General features: G+C 32.4%; 19 protein-coding genes and 1 tRNA gene. 5 read left to right on the forward strand and 15 right to left on the reverse strand.

Annotated features, from left to right (window positions below; all coding sequences use genetic code 11):
• Positions 1-155 precede the first annotated feature (155 nt).
• Positions 156-2,240 carry an FUSC family protein gene (locus HM985_RS17390; protein ID WP_317167121.1) on the forward strand — a complete coding sequence of 695 codons (2,085 nt, stop codon included), beginning with the start codon at positions 156-158 and terminating at the stop codon, positions 2,238-2,240.
• A 60-nt stretch (positions 2,241-2,300) separates the two neighbouring features.
• Here the strand turns inward: HM985_RS17390 and HM985_RS01730 are convergent, their stop codons facing one another.
• The 3 genes from HM985_RS01730 to HM985_RS01740 form a co-directional block, all read right to left on the reverse strand.
• Entirely contained in the window at positions 2,301-2,741 is a 441-nt protein-coding gene (locus tag HM985_RS01730) for a PepSY-like domain-containing protein (protein ID WP_179374575.1), read from the reverse strand.
• Between the two features lie 114 nt (positions 2,742-2,855).
• Positions 2,856-3,437 carry a hypothetical protein gene (locus tag HM985_RS01735; protein ID WP_179374576.1) on the reverse strand — a complete coding sequence of 194 codons (582 nt, stop codon included), beginning with the start codon at positions 3,435-3,437 and terminating at the stop codon, positions 2,856-2,858.
• Between the two features lie 48 nt (positions 3,438-3,485).
• The gene (locus tag HM985_RS01740) at positions 3,486-3,857 is read right to left on the reverse strand and encodes a hypothetical protein (protein WP_179374577.1); all 372 of its coding nucleotides are present in this window, start codon (positions 3,855-3,857) and stop codon (positions 3,486-3,488) included.
• A gap of 146 nt (positions 3,858-4,003) precedes the next feature.
• On the opposite strand from HM985_RS01740, the gene HM985_RS01745 reads away from it, so the two are divergent.
• The 4 genes from HM985_RS01745 (at position 4,004) to HM985_RS01760 (ending at position 7,439) form a co-directional block, all read left to right on the forward strand.
• Positions 4,004-4,675: a response regulator transcription factor gene (locus HM985_RS01745; protein WP_179374578.1), complete on the forward strand. Its 672-nt coding sequence runs from the start codon at positions 4,004-4,006 to the stop codon at positions 4,673-4,675.
• Complete coding sequence (locus HM985_RS01750; protein WP_179374579.1) at positions 4,675-5,952, forward strand: sensor histidine kinase; 1,278 nt, start codon at positions 4,675-4,677, stop codon at positions 5,950-5,952. The genes HM985_RS01745 and HM985_RS01750 overlap by 1 nt, the downstream gene beginning before the upstream one ends.
• A gap of 93 nt (positions 5,953-6,045) precedes the next feature.
• Positions 6,046-6,504 carry a PepSY-like domain-containing protein gene (locus HM985_RS01755; protein ID WP_179374580.1) on the forward strand — a complete coding sequence of 153 codons (459 nt, stop codon included), beginning with the start codon at positions 6,046-6,048 and terminating at the stop codon, positions 6,502-6,504.
• Positions 6,505-6,554: 50 nt separating this feature from the next.
• Positions 6,555-7,439, forward strand: coding sequence for an SdiA-regulated domain-containing protein (locus tag HM985_RS01760; protein ID WP_179374581.1), 885 nt, complete (start codon positions 6,555-6,557; stop codon positions 7,437-7,439).
• Between the two features lie 77 nt (positions 7,440-7,516).
• Here HM985_RS01760 and HM985_RS01765 read toward each other — a convergent pair.
• From HM985_RS01765 to HM985_RS01820, 12 genes are all read right to left on the reverse strand, one after another.
• Positions 7,517-7,590 (reverse strand) — tRNA-Arg (locus HM985_RS01765).
• Positions 7,591-7,625: 35 nt separating this feature from the next.
• Entirely contained in the window at positions 7,626-8,075 is a 450-nt protein-coding gene (locus HM985_RS01770) for a GatB/YqeY domain-containing protein (RefSeq protein WP_179374582.1), read from the reverse strand.
• A 157-nt stretch (positions 8,076-8,232) separates the two neighbouring features.
• Entirely contained in the window at positions 8,233-10,194 is a 1,962-nt protein-coding gene (ftsZ, locus tag HM985_RS01775) for a cell division protein FtsZ (RefSeq protein WP_179374583.1), read from the reverse strand.
• A gap of 109 nt (positions 10,195-10,303) precedes the next feature.
• The gene (gene ftsA / locus HM985_RS01780; RefSeq protein WP_179374584.1) at positions 10,304-11,650 is read right to left on the reverse strand and encodes a cell division protein FtsA; all 1,347 of its coding nucleotides are present in this window, start codon (positions 11,648-11,650) and stop codon (positions 10,304-10,306) included.
• 3 nt (positions 11,651-11,653) lie between these two features.
• Positions 11,654-12,376, reverse strand: coding sequence for a cell division protein FtsQ/DivIB (locus tag HM985_RS01785; RefSeq protein WP_179374585.1), 723 nt, complete (start codon positions 12,374-12,376; stop codon positions 11,654-11,656).
• The gene (gene murC, locus HM985_RS01790) at positions 12,363-13,715 is read right to left on the reverse strand and encodes a UDP-N-acetylmuramate--L-alanine ligase (RefSeq protein WP_179374586.1); all 1,353 of its coding nucleotides are present in this window, start codon (positions 13,713-13,715) and stop codon (positions 12,363-12,365) included. Before murC ends, HM985_RS01785 begins: the two co-directional genes overlap by 14 nt.
• Complete coding sequence (gene murG / locus HM985_RS01795; RefSeq protein ID WP_179374587.1) at positions 13,715-14,818, reverse strand: undecaprenyldiphospho-muramoylpentapeptide beta-N-acetylglucosaminyltransferase; 1,104 nt, start codon at positions 14,816-14,818, stop codon at positions 13,715-13,717. Before murG ends, murC begins: the two co-directional genes overlap by 1 nt.
• A 29-nt stretch (positions 14,819-14,847) precedes the next feature.
• Positions 14,848-16,038, reverse strand: a complete 1,191-nt coding sequence (locus HM985_RS01800) for an FtsW/RodA/SpoVE family cell cycle protein (RefSeq protein WP_179374588.1) — start codon at positions 16,036-16,038, stop codon at positions 14,848-14,850.
• Positions 16,039-16,122: 84 nt separating this feature from the next.
• Positions 16,123-17,454, reverse strand: a complete 1,332-nt coding sequence (murD, locus tag HM985_RS01805) for a UDP-N-acetylmuramoyl-L-alanine--D-glutamate ligase (RefSeq protein ID WP_179374589.1) — start codon at positions 17,452-17,454, stop codon at positions 16,123-16,125.
• On the reverse strand, positions 17,454-18,695 hold the full coding sequence (gene mraY / locus HM985_RS01810; protein ID WP_179374590.1) for a phospho-N-acetylmuramoyl-pentapeptide-transferase: 1,242 nt from the start codon (positions 18,693-18,695) through the stop codon (positions 17,454-17,456). Before mraY ends, murD begins: the two co-directional genes overlap by 1 nt.
• Positions 18,696-18,717: 22 nt before the next feature.
• The gene (locus HM985_RS01815) at positions 18,718-20,181 is read right to left on the reverse strand and encodes a UDP-N-acetylmuramoyl-L-alanyl-D-glutamate--2,6-diaminopimelate ligase (RefSeq protein ID WP_179374591.1); all 1,464 of its coding nucleotides are present in this window, start codon (positions 20,179-20,181) and stop codon (positions 18,718-18,720) included.
• Complete coding sequence (locus HM985_RS01820) at positions 20,178-22,142, reverse strand: penicillin-binding protein (RefSeq protein WP_179374592.1); 1,965 nt, start codon at positions 22,140-22,142, stop codon at positions 20,178-20,180. Before HM985_RS01820 ends, HM985_RS01815 begins: the two co-directional genes overlap by 4 nt.
• Between the last annotated feature and the right edge of the window lie 3 nt (positions 22,143-22,145).

Genomic DNA, 22,145 nt, shown 5'->3' on the forward strand with positions numbered 1-22,145 from the left:
ATTATTAAATCACTAAAATCATTTTAAATTTAATATCAAATCACCTCAAAGAATTATTAGAATTCTTTAAAAGCACAAGCTTTTCTAAAGCTATTTTAGTTGGTATTGCTGTTACTACACCTATCATTTTAGGTATTGCAACTGACCATTTTGAAATAGGTCTTTCGTTTTGTTTTGGTGCTATTTGGTGCTCTCCAAGTGATGTTAGTGGTAATTTAAAACAAAAACAAATTGGTATTCTTTTTTCATCTGTATTAGTTGTAATTATTAGTTTTATAGGTGGCTATTTAGCTATTCCTAATATCTTATTATTTCCAATTTTAGGGTTCTTAACATTCTGCATCGCATTTATTTCTATTTATGGCTTTAGAGCTTCTTTAATCAGTTTTTCAGGATTATTGGCATTAATATTAAGCTTTGCTCATACCTCTAAAACTTTAGAGGTATACCAATACGCTTTATTTATTGGTGCAGGTGGTTTATGGTATTTATGCTTATCAACGTTATGGTATTTTATAAACCCTAAAGCACAAACTAAAGAAACGCTTACAGAAACCTTCTTATTAACTGCCAATTTTTTAAATGTAAGACGGGAACTTATTGGAGAACAACCAGACCGTGTTAGCTTACAAAAGCAACTAATAACCATACAAAGTGAATTAACAGAACATCATGAAACCCTGCGTGAAATTTTAATTTTATCCAGAAAAAATTCAGGTAAATCTAATTACCACAACAAACGTTTATTAGTATTTATTTTGCTCGTTGAAATGTTAGAAACAGCGATTGCAAATCCTGTAAACTACCAAAAGATGGATGCCCTATTTAAAGTTCAGCCAGAATTAAAAATTGATTTTCAAAAGTTAATTTCAGAAATATCAAGCCAACTACATGCTATTGCCAAAAACAGTAGGTCTGAAGCATTTCCTTCAAACAAAATTCTTACAGAACAATTTAAAACGCTTGAACAAGATATATTAAAATTTAAAAAAGAAGATCACCATAAGGATTATGAACGTTATTTAATGCTTCAGAATTTATTGGATTATCAAAGTAAACAAATTGAAAAACTTAAAAAGATAAAATGGCTATTAGGAAACCCTGTATTAACTTCTGAAGATTTAGTTAATAAGGATAAAATGAAACGGTTCATTGTTTCTCAAGACTATGATCCTAAAATAATTTTAAGAAATTTAAGTTTCAAATCCACCATATTTAAACACTCTTTACGTTTAGCTGTTGCTGTAATGCTAGGTTATGGTATCGGTTTAGTCTTTGATTTTCAAAATCCTTATTGGATTATACTTACTGTTATTGTTATAATGAGACCAAGTTACGGCCTTACAAAAACACGATCTAAGGATCGTATAATTGGCACACTTATAGGTGCTGCATTAGCTAGTATTTTGGTTTTCATAATTAAGGATCCTTACCTCTTTGGAGGCTTAGCAGTTGTCTCAATGGTTATTGCCTTTTCAATGGTTCAGAAAAATTATAAAGCTTCTGCAACCTTTATAACCATTAGTGTCATTTTTATATATGCCATTCTTCAACCAGACATTTTAAAAGTTATTCAATTTAGAGTTATTGACACCGTGATAGGTGCTACTATTTCTTTTATAACAACGAGATGGCTTTGGCCTGCTTGGTCTTTTATGGAAATCGGAAATAATATTACAGATGCATTAAAAGCCAATATGGCATTTTTTAAATCTATAAGTACATTTTATCAAAACAAAGGACCAATACCGACCAGTTTAAAAGTGAATAGGAAAGAAGCTTTTGTACAAATGTCTAACCTAAGTTCTGCGTTTCAGCGTATGGCGCAAGAACCACAATCTAAGCAAACACATATTGATGATATTTATGAGCTTGTGGTAATAAACCATAGTTTTTTATCATCGCTATCCTCTATAAATACATTCATCCAAAATCACAATACAACAGCTGCATCAAACGATTTTAAGCAAATTTCTGATAAAATTGAAAGCAACATTAATACCGCTTATACATATCTTAAGCTTATTAATTTTGAAACTATAAATTCTAAAGTTGGAACTCCAAACACAAAGATAGACGACTTTAATTTCTCTGCCAACCAGCTTACTAACATTGCAATTTCGCAATCTAACAATGAGCATACGCATAGAGAAGCTCACTTAGTTTGGGAACAATTGTATTGGTTATATTCTCTTAGTGAAAAAATGTTGAAATTAACATCTAAATATAAAATTGATTAATGTATCACATAAAAAAAAGGTTGAACTTTCATCCAACCTTTTTTATATTGAGACTTTAAATCAGTCTCTTGTAGAACTTATAACGTTTCCTTTTTCATCAAAAACAACAGTCAATTCTTCAGTCCAACCCTTATCTAGTTCAACTTCGTAAATTTTCTCATTATTTATTTCAGTGACCTCTGCTTCATCAACCTTAAAGCCTGCATATTTACTTTTAATTGTAGATAAAATAGCCGTCGGTAAGTTACGCGCTGTTATTTCTTTTTCAGACTTTACGACTTCACCTGACTCTGCATACCAAATCTCATGATCCATTCTATTTAGATCAAATTCTACTTTATAATACTCACCTTCCATTTCCCACTCTACATCCGAAGCAGTCTTATAGTTTTTTTGGAAGTCGATTATAAGATTCCCAGGAACCTCATTCATTCTTAAATCTTGTGCACTTATTGCTGCCGTAGCAAAAATTGCGAGAGCAGCTATTCTTAAACTTTTCATTGTAATTATGATTTTACGATTAAATTATACCACAAATTACGGCACCAAATCTGTAATAATTTAGGAATACAAGCTTGAAAAAAGTTAAACGTTTCTAAAATTTTACCAAAAAAATTAAGCTAAATTTAATTCGGTCGTATCGCTCTGTTGCTCATTAACAATCTTTACTTTTAACAATTCTTCAATGTAAGTTTGCCATTTATTAGCAACATCAAGCTCACCACTTAATGAGGTTTCAGTATTGTTATTAAATAACTCTAGTGATTCTTTCTGGTTATTATTGTGCGTAAAAGAAAGCGATACACTATTAACAAGATCATAACCGTTAGTTTTATCTTTAATGCGTCTTGTATCTTTTATAACCTGACAAGATGAAACGCTGCTTAAGTTTATAATTTTAGAGCTTGATTTATTATTATTCTTTTTATAAAAAAATATTTTACCTGAAGCTGTGTCTAAGCCAATTGCAAAATTATTTAACGACTCTGTTTTGCTTAGCATGCAATTATTGTCTGCAGCTATGGCTTTTAATGCCTTGCGTATGGTACGTTGCTTTTTCTTGCTTCCGTTAATAAATAGTATAAATGGTAAAATAATAATAACGAGTATAATCGCATCGATTATGTATAATCCTGTTCCCATGATATGTAGTTTTAATGATAATAATTTTAAAAGTGTTGTTTTATTTTTAGGCATTTGCGTGCCTTATCTCACATCAAATAACTGATGTTTAAACACTAATAATTACCAAAAGGTATGGAATGGAAAAAGGGTTTTCTTTAAACGAAGTGTCTTAAAACCACTACGAGCGGCTTTAACAAATTGTGGTCGTTGTACATTTAATAAATCAATACTACGGTAATGTATACCAACTGTATGGTCTAAATTCTCATCTGATATTGAAGGTCCATCTTTAGAACTTGTAACGATTCTGAAATCTGAAGTTGGAGCATCAAAAAACTGATTCTGCAATACAGATTGCTGAGAAATCTCTTCAGAGCGATCTATACTTATTACATGTGTTAATTCACTGTGTTCTACAGAAAAATCATGAGCATTGGCAGAAGTGCCTATGACCATAAAAATCCATATAATATTAAATAGTGTTTTAAACATGTTTATTAAAAAATACAATACAAAGTAAAACCATATTTTTGATATATTTTATAAATTGTTGTTAATTAATATTGAATCTATAGCTTCGTATTTTATTCCCAATTGTTTTTAGATTTAAGTTATATTGTTGTTAAAAGCTTTTTATCATGAAAATTTTAATCATAGAAGACGAACCTCAAATGTTAGACAATATGCGTATAACACTAGAGCGAGAACATTACCAAGTAGAAACAGCTGTAGATTATAAAACAGCCAGTGCTAAACTCGGTGTATATGACTATAATTGTATTTTGTTAGATATAAATCTACCTGATGGTAATGGTCTAAATCTCTTAGAACAAATTAAAACACAAGGCAAAGCTCATGGTGTTATCATTGTTTCTGCAAAAAACTCTTTAGACGACCGGTTAAAAGGTCTTAATTTAGGTGCTGATGATTACTTACCAAAACCATTTCATAATGCAGAATTAAATGCACGTGTAAAAGCAGTTTTGAGACGTCTAAATTTTGAAGGACATAATCTTATAACCATCGGAAATGTAAGTATAACACCAGAAAATCGTGAAGTAAAAATTCACAAAAAGGTTATTGAACTCAACAGAAAAGAATACGATATTTTAATGTATTTAATAACGAATAAAAACAGACTGGTTACAAAATCTGCTTTAGCAGAACACGTTTGGGGAGATCATATTGATCAGTCTGATAGTTTTGATTTTATCTATTCTCAAATTAAAAATCTTAGAAAAAAAATAGAAGAAGCCTCCATTAATGTCGAAGCAGTTTATGGAGTAGGTTATAAATTGAATATTAATTAATGAAACTACTCAATTACACCACTAAATACGTATCGCTCCTTCTTCTTCCTCTAATTACAATTTGGGCAATTGCGTTTTATTACGCCATGCTAGACGAGATTTATGATAGTTTAGATGATGGCTTAGAGAATCATAAAATTTTACTTACTAAGCGAGCCAATGAAGACCCCTCAATATTAAACAATACAGATTTAAATAAACACGTTTATACGTTTAATCCTATTTCAGAAAATGAATATCGCGATTTTAAAGACAGTTATAGAGATACATTGATGTACATGTATAACGAGGATGACTTTGAACCTGTGCGCATTTTTGAAAGCAAGCTAAAACATGATCATGGTTTTTACAAAGTTAAGATTGTAACATCTATGATTGAAGAAGACGATCTCATCTCTGATATGTTTAAGTATCTTATTTCACTATACGCTCTGCTACTTATTAGTATTCTACTACTAAATAATATACTCTTAAGAAAGATATGGAAGCCTTTTTATTATTCCATATCTCAATTAAAAAATTTTAAGATTGAAAAAGAGAGTAAAATCATTACTAAACCTAGCTCTATAGATGAATTTCAATTGTTAAATGACACTATTACAAAACTCATCAAAAAATCTAGCGATAGTTATATTGAACAAAAACATTTTATAGAAAACGCATCTCATGAGCTTCAAACACCTTTGGCAATAAGTATTAATAAACTTGAATTGTTTTTAGAAAATCACCCTTTAAACGAAAATCAAACCAAATCATTGGCCTCAATTTTAGATAATTTAAACCGGTTAACACGCCTTAATAAATCTTTACTTCTACTATCTAAAATTGAAAACAAAGAATTTTTGGAAGAAGAATGTATTGATTTTTTAAGCTTGACAAAAAAAATAACTGAAGATTTTGAAGATTTACTTCTCCATAGAAATATGTCTATTAGTATTGATCATAATTCTATGATAAATGCTAATATGAATAAAGACCTCGCTATTATATTGCTAACCAATTTTATAAAAAACGCAATTATTCATGGCAGTCCAAATCAGCAAATTAATATTCAGCTTCATCATAACTCTTGGTCCATTTGCAATATTGGCAAGCCTAAAGCCTTAAATAAAGAGGATTTATTTACAAGATTTAAAAAAGTTAGTTACAGTAATAAATCCTCTGGATTAGGTTTAGCCATCAATAAAGCTATTGCTTCTAAATACAATTTAGAAGTATCTTATAGTTTTAAGGATGCTCACACTTTTTATATTCATTTTCATCAAACGTTAATTTAATTATAAATTACATTTTACTAATACTAATTACCAATTGTTTTCAGTTTTCACCATGATATTTGAATCATTAGTAACTTTTAAAAAATATATTAAATGAAAAGATTATCTTTAATTGTAATGACAGCATTAGCCTTGGGATTCACATCATGTAGTGATGACGATGACGACGATTTAAACAGTGCTCAAGTTCCCAATGAAATCACTGTAGCATTAGATTCAGAATTCCCAAACGCGACGGATATTGAATATGAAGCTTTTGGTGAGCAATATATTGCTGATTTTGAAATTGACACTGTAGATTACGAAGCCCTTTACAATAGCGATGGTACTTTAGTAAAATATAAGTACGATAGCCTTACATCAGAAGTCCCAGAGTCTGTAATGACTACAATTGCTGCGGATTATGACAATAGAACTATTGATGACGCTGAAATATTAGTTATTGATAGCGTTAACTATTATCAGATTGAGTTAAATAACACACCAACTGATGATTATATTGTATTTAATGAAGATGGTACGGTTAACACATCAATAGTGTTTTGGGATTAATTAAATTTAACTCAGAATCCATATAACATTCAGGTAAATAATAAGCATTTATGAAATTTTCAAAATCTCACTTAACCATATTTATTACTATTCTTTTCGGAGTTGTATTATTAGCTCTGCAAAAGCCAATAACAGATTCATTAGTAAAAAAAAGTAATAAAATTGATGCTCGATTTTCTAAAGTTTATAACATAAAAAACACGCATTATTTACCTGAAATATTAAACGAAATTAGTGGAATAACATGGTTAAGCAACAATGTTTTTGCATGTATACAAGATGAGGACGGTTATATTTATATCTATGATGTTCAGCAAAAAACGATATTAGAAAAAATTAAATTTGGAACATCTGGTGATTATGAAGCACTTGCTATTAATGACGCAGATGCTTACGCAATGCGAAGCGATGGCATTATTTATGAAATAAAAAATTATAGATCAGAAAATCGTGAAGTTTCTCAATTTAAAACTTCTTTTTCTGAAGACAACAATATTGAGAGTTTAACTTATGATAAAGATAATAATCGATTATTGCTTGTACCTAAAGATGAAGATTTGATGAGCAAAAGCTTAAAATGCATATATCAAATTCCAATAGACAAAATGGAAATGGATAGCTTGCCTTTAATGAAAATAGACTTAAAAGCTGACTTACTTAAGCCTTATCGTGGTAAAAAAACTCATAAAACATTTAACCCTTCAGATATTGCTATCCATCCTAGAACAAAAGACATTTATGTTTTAGAAGGTAAAAATCCAAAACTATTAATATTGAATAGTAAGGGTGAAATGATAAAAGTGTACCCATTAGATGATCGTAAATTTGCTCAACCAGAAGGCATTACTTTTAGTGATGATGGACGATTATTTATTTCTAACGAGTTTCAAAAGAAAAGCAGCAGTGCTAATATTTTAGAGGTAGAGTTGAAATAAAAATTTCACTTTATTATAAATCATAAAAAAACGCTCAAGTAAATTACTTCAGCGTTTTTTTTATAATTATTTAATAGTGACCGCGAAGGGATTCGAACCCCCAACCCTCAGAGCCGAAATCTGATATTCTATCCAGTTGAACTACGCAGCCATAATTCCTGTAAAAACAGGAATCTTATTTAATCTTTAAGACAATTTTGCCTTTACAATATTAGAGATTGTTTTACCATCAGCTTTACCTGCCAATTCCGTACTAACCATCCCCATAACTTTACCCATATCTTTCATACCTTCTGCACCTGTTGCTGCAATGGTTTTCATAACTGCAACTGTAATTTCCTCTTCTGAGAGTTGTGCTGGTAAAAATTGACTTATAATTTCTGCTTGTGCTAATTCTGGTTCTGCTAAATCGTTACGATCTTGCTCTAAAAATATAGCAGCACTATCTTTACGCTGCTTTACCATCTTAGATAATATTTTTATTTCCTCGTCTTCTGAGATTTCTTCTTTAGAACCTGTAGCCGTTTGAGCTAATAATATTTCTGATTTTACAGCTCTTAAAGCAGCTAAAGCTGTTTGATCTTTCCCTTTCATTGCTGCCTTCATAGCAGTCATTATATCGACTTGTAAACTCATAATTTTGTTCTTTAATTAAGAAATGCAAAGATACTAAAAGTTTCGCTCACCGCACATAACATAAGCTCTAATAAAACAAGTGTTATATACAAAAAGCCCAAAAAGATACTGATATCTTTTTGGGCTTAATTAGTATAATTAAACACTATAAATAATATTAATCTACATTATCATGTAAGAATGAATTATTACTTCTTAATTGAATATCATCGTTCTCATCTGTACCAACAGACATTCTAGATGTTTTTGTTTGAGAAGAATGTTGAGCATCTTCTAAGTTAACACCTTGTCTTTTGTAAGCTGGGACTTTTTCAATTTCGTTTATCTTAGCGTTGTTAAACTTATAATTGAAATCCTTCATCTTTCTTCTGCGCTCATCTGCACGAGAAATCAGCAAATCAGAAATAGGACTATTCATTGGATCAATCTCTTCTTCAGCTAACGTAGAACGTTCTTCTGTCGGTAGCGTCTTTGTTTCAAAAACAACTTCCTCCTTAACTTCTACTTTTTCCTTTTTTGTATTTATAGAAGAATGCATTGTTTCAAAATCTTCTAACTCATAACGTTTTTCTCCTTCTTCATTTACTTTCGGTACCGAAATTATTTCAACAGGCTCGTTAACTTTTATATCATTAACATCTTCATCAAGGCTAAAGAACATTTTATCTTCCTTTTTTTCCTCTTGCTCAACTTGCTTAGGCGCATTGTTAGAGATAGGTAAATCGAAAGTTAAAGTTATTTGTTCCTCTGCTTCAGGCTCAATAGTTTCTACTTTATTAACTGCCGGGGTTATAATAAAATCTTCTGGCTCAACAATAGCTTCTGGTTTTGAATCTAAAACTTCATCATAAACAACATTCATGTTCTTTAAGAAGTCTGTCGTAGCAATTAAATCAGTTCTATTATAATTTTCAGTTCTCTTAGTTTCTACTGGCTTAGACACATCATTAACCTCTTCTACTTCTTCATCTAGCAAAGTATGACGAACAATAGGATCTGGTTTCTTTTCTTCTAAAACAATATCTGGAGTAATAATCGCTGGAGTTTTCTCTTGAATGCTAATTTTTGGCTCAGGAGTTTCCTCTAAAGCATGAATCACTCGCTTTGTTTCGGTATTAGAAATTTCATTCTGTTGATCAATATCAAAACCCGTAGCAATGATCGTTACAGAAATTGACTCTTGTAGCTCTTCGTCTTCACCAACACCCATAATAATGTTAGCACCATGACCTGCTTCAGATTGAATATGATCATTAATTTCACCTATTTCATCAATTGTAATTTCTTGTGACCCAGAAACGATTAGCAACAATACGTTTTGAGCACCAGTAATTTTATTATCGTTAAGTAAAGGCGAATCTAAAGCACTCATAATAGCTTCTTGTGCTCTGGTTTGACCCGATGCTGTAGCCGATCCCATAATCGCTGTTCCGCTATTGCTTAATACTGTTTTAGCATCACGTAAATCAATATTCTGAGTATAGTGATGTGTTATTACCTCTGCTATTCCGCGCGAAGCAGTAGCTAAGACTTCATCTGCTTTTGAAAAACCGGCTTTAAAACCAAGGTTTCCATACACTTCACGAAGCTTATTATTATTTATAACAACTAACGAGTCTACATGCTGACGTAATTTTTCAATACCACGTTGTGCTTGTTCGTTACGCATTTTACCTTCAAACTGAAAAGGCATTGTAACGATACCAACGGTTAAGATATCGAGTTCTTTAGACATTTTAGCAATAACAGGAGCTGCTCCAGTACCTGTACCACCACCCATACCAGCTGTGATAAATATCATCTTGGTATTGGTATCTAACATTCTACGAATTTCTTCTGAACTTTCAATTGCTGCTTGTTCTCCTACATCTGGATTTGCACCTGCTCCAAGACCTTCGGTTAAATTAACACCTAATTGAATCTTATTTGGAACACCACTATTATGAAGTGCCTGAGAATCTGTATTACAGATTACAAAATCTACTCCTTTAATGCCTTGTTGAAACATGTGATTTATGGCATTACTACCACCGCCACCTACACCGATTACTTTAATGACATTTGATTGGTGCTTTGGCAAATCAAATGAAATATCTCCAAATTCGTTGCTATTACTCATAATTATTATGGGTTTACTATTTATTCTATTCTTTTTCAATGTAGACATCTTGTAAGATGTCTTATACTTTATATAAATACGTAGACAATTCTATAATTGTCGTTGCATGTTATTCTGTTTTATCTAAGAAATCTTTAACGCGCTCTGTTAATTTATCTAAAAATGAACGACGTTCTCTTATTGGCACTTCTTCTACCTCAACTTCTTGTTCTATTTCTTGTTGAGAAACTTGTTCTTCTAAAACAACTTCCTCCTCTATCAACTCTTCTTCAATAGCTTCGGCTTTTTTACGTTCTTGACGTTTTAAGCCGTCCATTACTAAACCTACAGCTGTAGCAAATAAAGGACTCGCAATATCATCATCGCTGTCTCCTGCTAAATGCTCATTTGGATAACCGATTCTAGTATCCATTCCAGTAATATACTCAACTAACTGCTTTAAATGTTTTAGTTGTGCTCCACCACCAGTTAATACGATACCTCCAATCAGTTTTTTCTTCTGCTCTTCGTGACCGTAATTTTTTATTTCAACATAAACTTGCTCTATAATTTCCACAACTCTAGCATGAATAATTTTAGACAAATTCTTTAATGTAATCTCCTTTGGTTCTCGTCCTCTTAGCCCCGGAATAGATACAATTTCATTATCCTTATTCTCACCTGGCCATGCCGATCCAAACTTTACCTTTAAAAGCTCTGCTTGTTTTTCTATAATAGAACAACCTTCTTTAATATCTTCGGTAATAACATTACCACCAAAAGGAATTACAGCTGTATGACGAATAATTCCATCTTTAAAAACAGCTAAATCTGTTGTTCCGCCCCCTATATCAATTAAGGCGACTCCAGCTTCTTTTTCTTCTCTACTTAGAACTGCATTTGCAGAAGCTAAGGGCTCTAACGTAATACCTTCTAAAGTTAAACCTGCACTTTTAATACAACGTCCAACATTTCTTATCGAAGATACCTGACCAACAACCACATGAAAATTGGCTTCTAAGCGACCACCATACATACCGATTGGCTCCGTAATTTCTGCCTGACCATCAATCTTATATTCTTGTGGTAAAACATGAATAATCTCTTCGCCTGGAAGCATAACTAGTTTATGCACCTGGTTAATTAAACGATCAATATCATCTTCATCAATAACAACTTCAGAATTAGGCCTTGTAATATAATCACTATGTTGTAAACTACGAATATGCTGACCTGCAATACCAACGGTTACATCTTCGATTTTTTCGTTTGCAGCGGCTTCTGCTTCTTGCACAGCTTGTTGTATTGATTGAATGGTTTGTGTAATATTGTTAACAACACCACGATGCACCCCCATACTTTTAGCTCTACCTAAACCTAGAATCTCAACTTTATCGTACTCGTTTTTGCGACCAATCATGGCCACAATTTTTGTGGTTCCTATATCTAAACCTACTGAAATATTATGTTTGTCCATAGCTTATTTTTTGGTGCAAATAACTTGTTTATCAAATTTTAAATTCACTACATCATAGTGGTCTAAAACTTGGTCTTTAAAAGCTTTTTGGTAAAAAGCCTTAAAATTGTTTATTTTTTTTTCTAGATTTTTTAAAGTTCCTATATGAACCGTAAAATCACTTTTTCGAATTTTGAAATCGATAGTGTCATCATTATTCTGATGAATCTCGATGACATGTTTCTTCAAGAAATTATCTCCATCTGCAAATTTCGCAAATTGATAGACAGTTTCAAGCTTATTTCTCTTAATATTTCCGGTGACGAGTGGAACTCTTGCTGCATAATTGTAAGATAAAGGCATAAAACCACCTTCATCATCTATATAATATGATGCATTTGTGTTAACTCTTGCTATAGGTTTTTTTTGTTCGATTTCAGCTGAAAGCCCACCGTTTACTGACATAAACACTTCGGCTTGCTTAATCATTAAATTAGAATTTAGGGCAATTTCTAATTCATTCAAATCTATAATTTCTTTAGATAATTCTGATACAGGTTCTTGATTTTGTATTAACAATTTACTAACATTCGTTTCTGTAATAAACATTTTATTCTCACCTAAAAATATAATGCTTGGCTCACCTACCTTTCTTACCTTATTTCTTTGATTAGAAAAGGCAAACAAAAAGCCAACTACAGCAATTAACCCAATGATTTTTATATAATTAAAATTAATTTTCGACATAGAACGCTTCTTTTATATGTTTCACTTCTTGCCCAATATCTCCTGCTCCAATAGTTAATACGACTTGAGCTTTTGATTTCTTAATTTCATTAATTAAATCTGATTTTTGAATTAACTTTTTATTCGTGTTTTTAATCTTATCTAAAAGCCATTTTGAGGTTACACCTTCAATTGGCAATTCTCTTGCTGGATAAATATCTAAAAGCAATAATTCGTCGAATTTTGAAAGGCTCTCAGCAAATTCATCTATAAAATCTTTTGTTCTGCTAAATAAGTGCGGCTGAAAAACAGCTAACACTTTTTTACCTGGATACATTTCTCTCACCGCTTGATGTACTGCCTTTATCTCTTCAGGATGATGCGCATAATCATCTACAAACACAAAGTCTTCAGTCTTTATTTGATATGTAAACCTACGCTTCACACCTTTATACGATTCTAAAGCGGTAATTAGATCTTTGTACGTACAACCATATTCTGCTGCCATTGCCAAAGCTATAATTGCATTAGACAAGTTATGCCTCCCTGGTAAACTGAACCTAAAACCTTTATGTAAACCTTTAGGTGTTTTTACATCAAAAACATAACTTCCATTCTCTATAGAAATATTTTGTGCACTATAATCTGCGTCGTCTTCTATACCGTAAGTAATTCCATTTAAAGGTAAACCATTCTTCACAAATAGTTTTCCCCCTGGCTTTATACATTCTGAAAAATCCTTAAAACTCTTCACTAATTCTTCCGCATTTCCGTAAATATCTAAATGATCGGCATCCATTGATGTAATGCAAGCTAAATCTGGCGACAAAGTTAAAAACGAACGATCAAACTCATCAGCTTCAACCACTGTAACTTCGGTTCCGTTTAGGATTAAGTTTGAATTGTAATTTTCACTTATTCCACCTAAAAAAGCAGTTACAGGACTGTTACAAGCATTAAGCAAATGTCCTAAAATACTTGTTGTTGTGGTTTTACCATGCGTTCCCGCTACAGCTAAGCAAAAAGTTTGTCTTGTAATCTCTCCTAAAATCGCTGAACGTTTTAGAATATTGAAATTATTAGCTTTAAAATATTCAAATTCTGAATGTCCTTTTGGAATTGCCGGTGTATAAATCACCAAAGTAGATTCTGTATCTAAAAATTGAGTATCAATTTCTGAAACATCATCGTTAAAATGAATGGCAACACCCAAATCTTGAAGCGCTCTTGTAATGTCCGTTGGTGTTTTATCATAACCACCTACTTGTTTGCCATTGGCCACAAAATAGCGCGCAATCGCACTCATTCCGATTCCTCCGACACCAATAAAATAGACGTTATTTATATTTTCGAAATTCATTACTTACTTAACATTTTTTCAACTTCATCAACAATATCCTTCGTTGCATTTACTAATGCTAAAGCTTCAATATTTTTACTTAATTCTTTTCTTTTATTTTCGTTTGAAATCAGTTCTGAAAATTCATTTTGAAAATCAGTATCTAAATCTTTTTCTCTTATTAAAACAGCTGCATTTTTATCTGCAATCGATTTTGCATTTTTAGTTTGATGATCTTCTGACACATTAGGTGACGGAATAAAAACTACAGGTTTACCCACTATGCACAATTCTGAAACTGAAATCGCTCCTGCTCTAGAGATAATCATATCTGAAGCCGCATAAGCCAAATCCATTTGATTTAAAAAAGCATGAACCTGAATATTTTTATGATCGTCATATTTTTTATACTGATCATAATACAGTTTTCCGCATTGCCAAATCACTTGAATATTTTGAGTTTCAAAAAAATCGATATTTGCTTCGATAAGCTGGTTAATTCGTCTTGCTCCTAAACTTCCCCCTAACACTAAAAGAGTTTGTTTTCCTTCTTCTAATTTAAAAGCGACTTTACCTTCAGCAGTCTTATTTTTGACTTGCAATAAATCTTTTCGGATTGGGTTTCCTGTTAATTTAATTTTCTCTTTTGGAAAAAATCGCTCCAATCCATCATAAGCCACACAGATTGTATTTACTTTTTTTGCTAACAACTTATTGGTAATACCTGGAAACGAATTTTGTTCTTGTATTAAACTGGGTATACCCTTAGATGCAGCTACTTGCAATAATGGTCCACTTGCAAAACCTCCTGTACCAACAACTGCATCTGGTTTAAATGATTTTATAATCTTTCGAGAATTCCATAAACTACTGATCAGTTTAAAAGGAAATGCTAAGTTTTTCAATGTTAACTTTCGTTGAATTCCAGAAATCCACAACCCTTTAATCTTATATCCGGCTTGCGGCACTTTTTCCATTTCCATACGATCCGAAGCACCCACAAAAAGGAATTCAGCATCAGGATAGCGTAATTTTAATTCATCTGCAATCGCAACCGCAGGATAAATATGCCCTCCTGTACCTCCTCCTGAAAGGATAAATCGATATGTTTTATTTTTTTTCAATCCGTATTCTAATTTCTTTATTCTCTTTATTAAATCGCTTCACTTAAAACAGATAAGGGATTATCTTCTGCATCTTCTTTCTCCTTTAACTCTTCGCGCTTAGCACTTACGCTTAATATAATTCCAATAGACAAACACGTCATCCAAATTGATGTTCCACCACTACTTATTAAAGGCAATGTTTGTCCTGTAACAGGAAACAACTCAACAGCGACCCCCATATTTAACAAGGCCTGAAACACAATAGGCAAACCAACTGCCAAAACCAATAATCTACCAAAAATGGTGTCTGATTTATGACTCACAACAATAATTCTAAACAATAACCACATATATAACACTAGTAAAAACACACCTCCAATTAAGCCATATTCTTCAATAATAATAGCGAAAATAAAATCTGAAGAAGACTGTGGTAAAAAATTTTTCTGTATGCTTTTTCCTGGTCCTAATGGCGAAATCCCTGTTGCAATAGCAATTTTTGCTTTCTCAATTTGATAATCTGCTTCTGTATCTTCTCCATTTGAAAAATTCTCAATTCTACTTATCCAAGTGTCCACACGGTTAGGCATAGCGCCAGGAAATGCTTTTGCGACTAACACAAATATGGTTAATGCCATGATACCACCCAAAACCATTAGTAGCAAGTATTTAATAGGATAACCACCTACAAATGACAACATCATAATCATAGTAAACACGATTGCTGTTGTAGAAAAATTAGCAGGAAGAATGAGCATTAAAATCAAGAATATAGGTGCCCACAATGGCAAAATAGATTCTGTAAATTTAACTTCCTTATCTTTTATTTTTGATAGGTAACGCGCCACATAAACCATTAAAACTACAGCTGCTAAAGTTGATGTTTGAAACGACATACCAACAATAGGAATCCGTATCCATCGACTTGCATTTGCACCTTCAATAGTAGTGCCTTGCAACATTGTAATTAGCAATAACATAAATACAATCGGAATCATTATAATTGACAAACCACGAAAGTATTTATAAGGCACTTTGTGCACACCAAACATGATAACAAAGCCTAAAAACAAATGCATAAAGTGCTTTATAAAGAACGAAAATGTACTTGTATTCCCTCCATGATATGCTAAATTACTAGCAGCACTATAAACAGGTAAAAAAGAAAATATAGCCAACAGTGTAACTATAGCCCAAATGGCTCTATCCCCTTTTATTTGTTTAAATAAATTTTGCATTTACTTTTTTGTTATTTCTGAGACAACAGAAATCTAATTATTTGTTTTTTTTTAAATTCTTGTTTCCACAGGAATGACAAACCTCTATAAATTTCTTACTGCATTTTTAAATTGACGCCCTCTATCCTCATAATTCTCGAATAAATCGAAACTAGCACAAGCAGGTGATAACAACACATTATCGCCAGCATCAGCTAACTTATAAGCTATCTTAACAGCCTCTGACATATATTGAGTTTCAATAATTACATCAACCATCTTACCAAAAGACTCGATTAACTTAGCGTTATCAACACCCAAACAGACGATTGCTTTTACTTTTTCATTGATAAACGGAAATAACTCTCTGTATTCATTCCCTTTATCAACACCACCTACAATCCAAACTGTTGGTGCAGACATACTCTCTAAAGCAAAATACGTTGCATTTACATTTGTAGCCTTAGAATCGTTTATATACTGAACCTTATTTATCTTTAATACGTTTTCTAAACGATGCTCCACTCCTTGAAAGTTCTCTAAACTCTCACGAATAGTTTGTTTTCTTATTTTTAGTAAATGCGCAACAGTAGAAGCAGCCATTGCATTCTTCACGTTGTGTTTCCCTTCTAATGCTAAATTATTTGTTGGCATAATGATTTTATTATTATCTATTGTTATTATTATCTTGTTGTTCTCTAAATATGCACCTTGCTCAATAACCTTGGTTAATGAAAAAGGCAGTTTTTTTGATTGAATTTGATGCGTTTTCATATACTCTAGAATAACATCGTCATCTGCATCGTATATAAAATAATCATCCTTCGTTTGATTTTCTACAACTCTAAATTTTGAAGCGATATAGTTTTCAAACTTGTTATCGTAACGATCTAAATGATCTGGCGAGATATTAGTTATAACAGCAATTTTAGGTTTGAAATCGATAATATCATCCAATTGAAAACTGCTGATTTCCAAAACATAGTTATCATAGTTTTTCTCTAAAATTTGCTTCGCGAAACTGTCACCAATATTTCCAGCTAACCCAACATCTAATTCTTGTTTTAGAATATGATCTGTAAGTGTTGCTGTTGTTGTTTTTCCATTACTTCCGGTAATAGCAACTAAAGTCGCCTCAGTAAATTTTGATGCGAATTCAATTTCAGAAACTACTGCAATCCCTGCTTCACGAATTTGCTTCACCAAAGTCACTTTATCTGGAATACCAGGACTTTTCATGATGATGTCTGCATTTAGAATTTTTAATTCCGTGTGCTTTTCATCTTCAAATTCAATCTCATTATTTAAAAGAACGTTTTTATATTTTTCTTTAATCTTTCCTTTGTCTGATACAAATACATCGTATCCTTTTGCTTTTCCTAAAAGCGCTGTTCCTACACCACTTTCTCCTCCTCCAAGAATGACTAACCTCTTCATTATCTAATTTTCAAGGTTACCATCGTTATAATAGCAAGCAAAATTCCAACAATCCAAAAGCGAGTTACAATCTTACTTTCGTGATATCCCGATTTCTGATAATGATGATGCAATGGCGACATTTTAAAAATACGCTTACCAACACCAAACTTTTTTCTTGTGTATTTAAAATAACTTACCTGTAAAACAACTGAGAGATTCTCTGCTAGGAAAATTCCGCATAATACAGGAATCAACCATTCTTTACGAATTGCAATTGCGATGACTGCTATTATTCCGCCAATCGTTAAACTACCTGTATCTCCCATAAAAACTTGAGCAGGGTATGTATTGTACCATAAAAATCCTATCAACGCCCCTACAAAAGCAGCGATATAAATTGTGATTTCTTCAGCTCTTGGGATATACATAATATCTAAGTAATCTGAAAAAACGATATTACTAGAAACCCATGCAAAAATCCCAAGTGTTAACACAATAATGGCCGATGTTCCTGCGGCAAGTCCATCAATTCCATCGGTTAGATTTGCCCCATTAGATACTGCCGTAATAATAAAAATGGTAACTAGAATAAAAACCACCCATGCATATTTTTCTAACCCGGGATGAATCCATGTAATCAAATCTGAATAATCAAATTCGTTATCTTTTAAAAACGGAATTGTTGTTTTCGTTGACTTTTCTTCAGCCTTAAAAAGCTTAGCTCCTTGCACGCCAGGATTCTCCGCTCTTAATTCATTTTGCTGCTGAATTGGCAACTTTTCCTTAATAGTAACATCATTATTAAAAAATAATGTTGCTCCTACTATAATTCCTAGCCCTACTTGACCAAGTACTTTAAATTTACCTTTTAAACCTTCCTTATCATTTTTAAATTTTTTGATATAATCATCTAAAAAACCAATCGCCCCCATCCATAATGTGGTGACAATTAAAAGGATGATATAAATATTACCTAGCTTCGCTAATAACAAAACAGGAATAAGCGTCGCTAAAATAATGATGATTCCACCCATTGTTGGTGTACCAGCCTTCTCAACCTGACCATCTAATCCTAAATCTCTAATCGTTTCGCCAACTTGCTGCTTTTGCAAAAAACGAATGATGCGTTTACCATAAATCGTAGAAATCAACAATGACAATATCATAGCCACAGCAGCCCTAAAGGTTATAAAACCAAAAAGTGATGCTCCTGGCAATTGGAACTGTTGCTCTAAATATTCAAATAAGTAATACAGCATTCTTTGTTATTGTTTTTTGGTTTTATTTCTGTAATTGTTTTAAGTAATCTTGAACTATTTTGTAATCATCAAAATCAAAGCGTTCACCTTTAATTTCTTGATAAGTCTCATGCCCTTTTCCTGCAATAAGAATAATATCTCTTTCTCCAGCCATTTGACAAGCCGTTTTTATAGCTTGCTTTCTATCTGTAATTGATAACGTTTTTTTAAAGTTCTGCGGCTCAACACCAGCTTCCATATCTTCAATTATGGTTTCAGGAACCTCATTTCTTGGATTATCGCTTGTTAAAATTACTTTAGTACTTAAAGCAGAAGCGATATGTGCCATTTTAGGTCGTTTTGTTTTGTCTCGATTACCACCACAACCAACAACCGTAATTAGTTCTTCGTTTTTAGTTCTAATATTATTGATTGTTTCTAATACATTTTTTAATGCATCTGGCGTATGCGCATAATCAACAATTGCTGTGATTTTGCCTTCTGAAATAAAATATTGAAAACGCCCTGAAACATTTTCAAGCTCACTTATTAATCTTAATATTTCATCTTTATTTAAACCTAATAATTCAGCTGTTCCGTAAATAGCAAGAATATTATAAGCATTAAAACTTCCTATTAAACGTGTCCATAATTCACTATCATTAACTTTTAATAGCAAACCACTAAATTCATTTTCTAATATTTGAGCCCTATAATCTGCATAATTCTTTAATGCGTAAGTATACTTTTTCGCCTTTGTATTTTGCAACATTACTAAGCCGTTTTTATCATCTACGTTTGTTAAAGCAAAAGCCTCACTCGGTAACTGATCAAAAAACGTCTTTTTAACATCTCTATATTCTGCAAACGTTGCATGATAATCTAAATGATCATGAGAGAGATTTGTAAATATGCCTCCTTCAAATTTTAACCCTTCAGTTCTTTTTTGATGAATACCATGAGAGCTCACTTCCATAAAGCAAAACTCTACACCTTCATCATTCATTAACTTTAAATACTTATTTATAGTCAATGAATCTGGTGTTGTATGCGTTGCCTTATACTCTTTATCCCCCACCATAATCTTTACGGTTGACAACAACCCAACCTTAAATCCTGCTTTTTCAAATAGCTGATATAATAAACTAGAAACTGTTGTTTTACCATTGGTTCCTGTAACACCAACTAATTTTAGATTCTCAGAGGGATGACCATAAAAATTAGCAGCCATGTAAGCCAAAGCTTGATGAGAATTATTTACTTTGATATACGTGATTCCGTTTTGCAAACTTTCAGGAAGCGTTTCGCACACAACAGCTGTTGCTCCATCTTTAATCGCTTTTTCTATATAATTATGACCATCAGTTATAGTACCCGAAATTGCCACAAAAATATCATTGACCTCAACTAAACGAGAATCGAATTCCATTTTCCCCACAGTTATACTAGTACTGCCAACAACAGCATCTATAGTAACCTTATATAATATATCTTTTAATACCATCATGACGCTTCTAAAACAATGGTTTGATTGGTTTGTAATTTTTGATGCTTTTCTACAGATTGTTTTTTCACAACTCCACTTCCTGTTAACTTCACCCTTACATCAATATGTAAATTTTCTAATAATGCAATTGCATCCATTGCTGGCATACCAATAACACTTGGCATTAATTCTTTATACTTCCTCGCGTTTTCGTAATAGATTTCATAATCTTCATTCACTAAATTATCTTTAAAATCTAACGTTTCAACCTCATCTATAATTGGCGTATCTGTATAGATTTTTTGAGCAATTCTTTTAAATACTGGCCCAGAAACATCAGCACCATAAAACCCCACCTTTGTACTAGGTTGATGAATAACTACTATACACGAATATTTAGGGTTATCTGCTGGAAAATAACCAGCAAAAGAAGACACATACTTTCTTTCTTTTCTCCACTTTTCATAATCTGCATAATCCGTTCTTGCTGTACCCGTTTTACCAGCCATAGAAAATGTTTCAGAATACATACGTCTTCCTGTACCACGAATAACAACATTCTTCAACATGTCTTGAACTTCCGCTAGAGTTTCATTTGAACATATTTTACCTACTAACACTTCTTTTTTAAAGACTTCAATATTCTTATCAAAAGATTTTACTGATTTTAAAAACCGAGGCTTTATCAACTCACCATCATTAGCAATAGCATTATAAAACGCTAAAATCTGAAGCGGTGTCATCCTAAGATTATAGCCATAAGCCATAGAAGGCAATGCATTTCTACTCCAGTTAGAAGCCCCAGGCTTAGGAATATCTGGTTTTCCTTCTCCTATTATAGCTACACCTAATGGCTGATCTAACCTCCAAGAACTTAACCGATCTAAAAACTTTTCTGGTTGTTTTGCATAATGATCATCAATAATCGTTGCTAAACCAATATTAGAAGACACCTCTAAAGCTCTTGCCGCAGAAATCTCACCATAACCACTACCAGAATCCGTAATTACACGACCATAAAAAGATTTTCTTCCTTTTTTGGTATCTACAACTGTAGATGTATCTATAACCTTATCTTCTAAAGCCGCCATCATAGCCATGACTTTAAAAGTAGAACCAGGTTCCTGACTTTCACCTACTGCATAATTTAAGCGTTCATAGTACCCGCCTTTTTTATTTCTACCTAAATTAGATATTGCTTTTATTTCTCCCGTTTTCACATCCATTACCACTACACAACCATGATCTGCCTTATAGTACTCTAATTGTTTTAATAAAGAATGATGTGCTATATCTTGAATATTTACATCTATAGTCGTATAAACATCATACCCATCCTGAGGTTCTACTTGATCGAAATCTGCAATAGGCTTCCATTGACCGTTACCTATTTTCTGCTTTAAACGTTTTCCGTTGGTACCTTGTAAATATTTAACACCAAAAGCACCATCGATTCCTGGTCTCGTAAAGTTTCCATTTTCATCTTGTCTTTCGTAACCGATAGTACGCTCTGCTACTCCTCCCATTGGATGCTCACGCCTGGTAGTTTGTTCTACAATTAAACCACCTTTTATAGCACCGAGATTTAATAAAGGAAAATTTCGCATTCTCGTATAATCCGAATAGCTTATGTTTCGAGCTAACAAGAAATATCTGTTTTTATTTTTTCGAGCTCTTCGAATTACATTTTTATAATAAGATACGGGCTTTTGCTTTTTCTTAAATAGATAAAGCGAATCTGCCAAAGCACCAATATATTTCTCGAACGTAGCATCTTTAGCCTGAATAGCATCAATTCTTATATCATATTTAGGAATAGAAGTTGCCAATAAGCTTCCATCAGCAGAATACACATTGCCACGATTTGCAGGAATATCGAAATTCTCTAATGTGCGCTTATCTGCCAGTGCTCTATATTTTTCACCTTGAACAAACTGAATGCTCACTAATTTGAACACCACAGCAAAAGCGAATACAAGCATGCA

This window comes from Winogradskyella wichelsiae (assembly GCF_013403925.1).
In the GTDB taxonomy this organism is placed as follows: Bacteria; Bacteroidota; Bacteroidia; order Flavobacteriales; family Flavobacteriaceae; genus Winogradskyella; species Winogradskyella wichelsiae.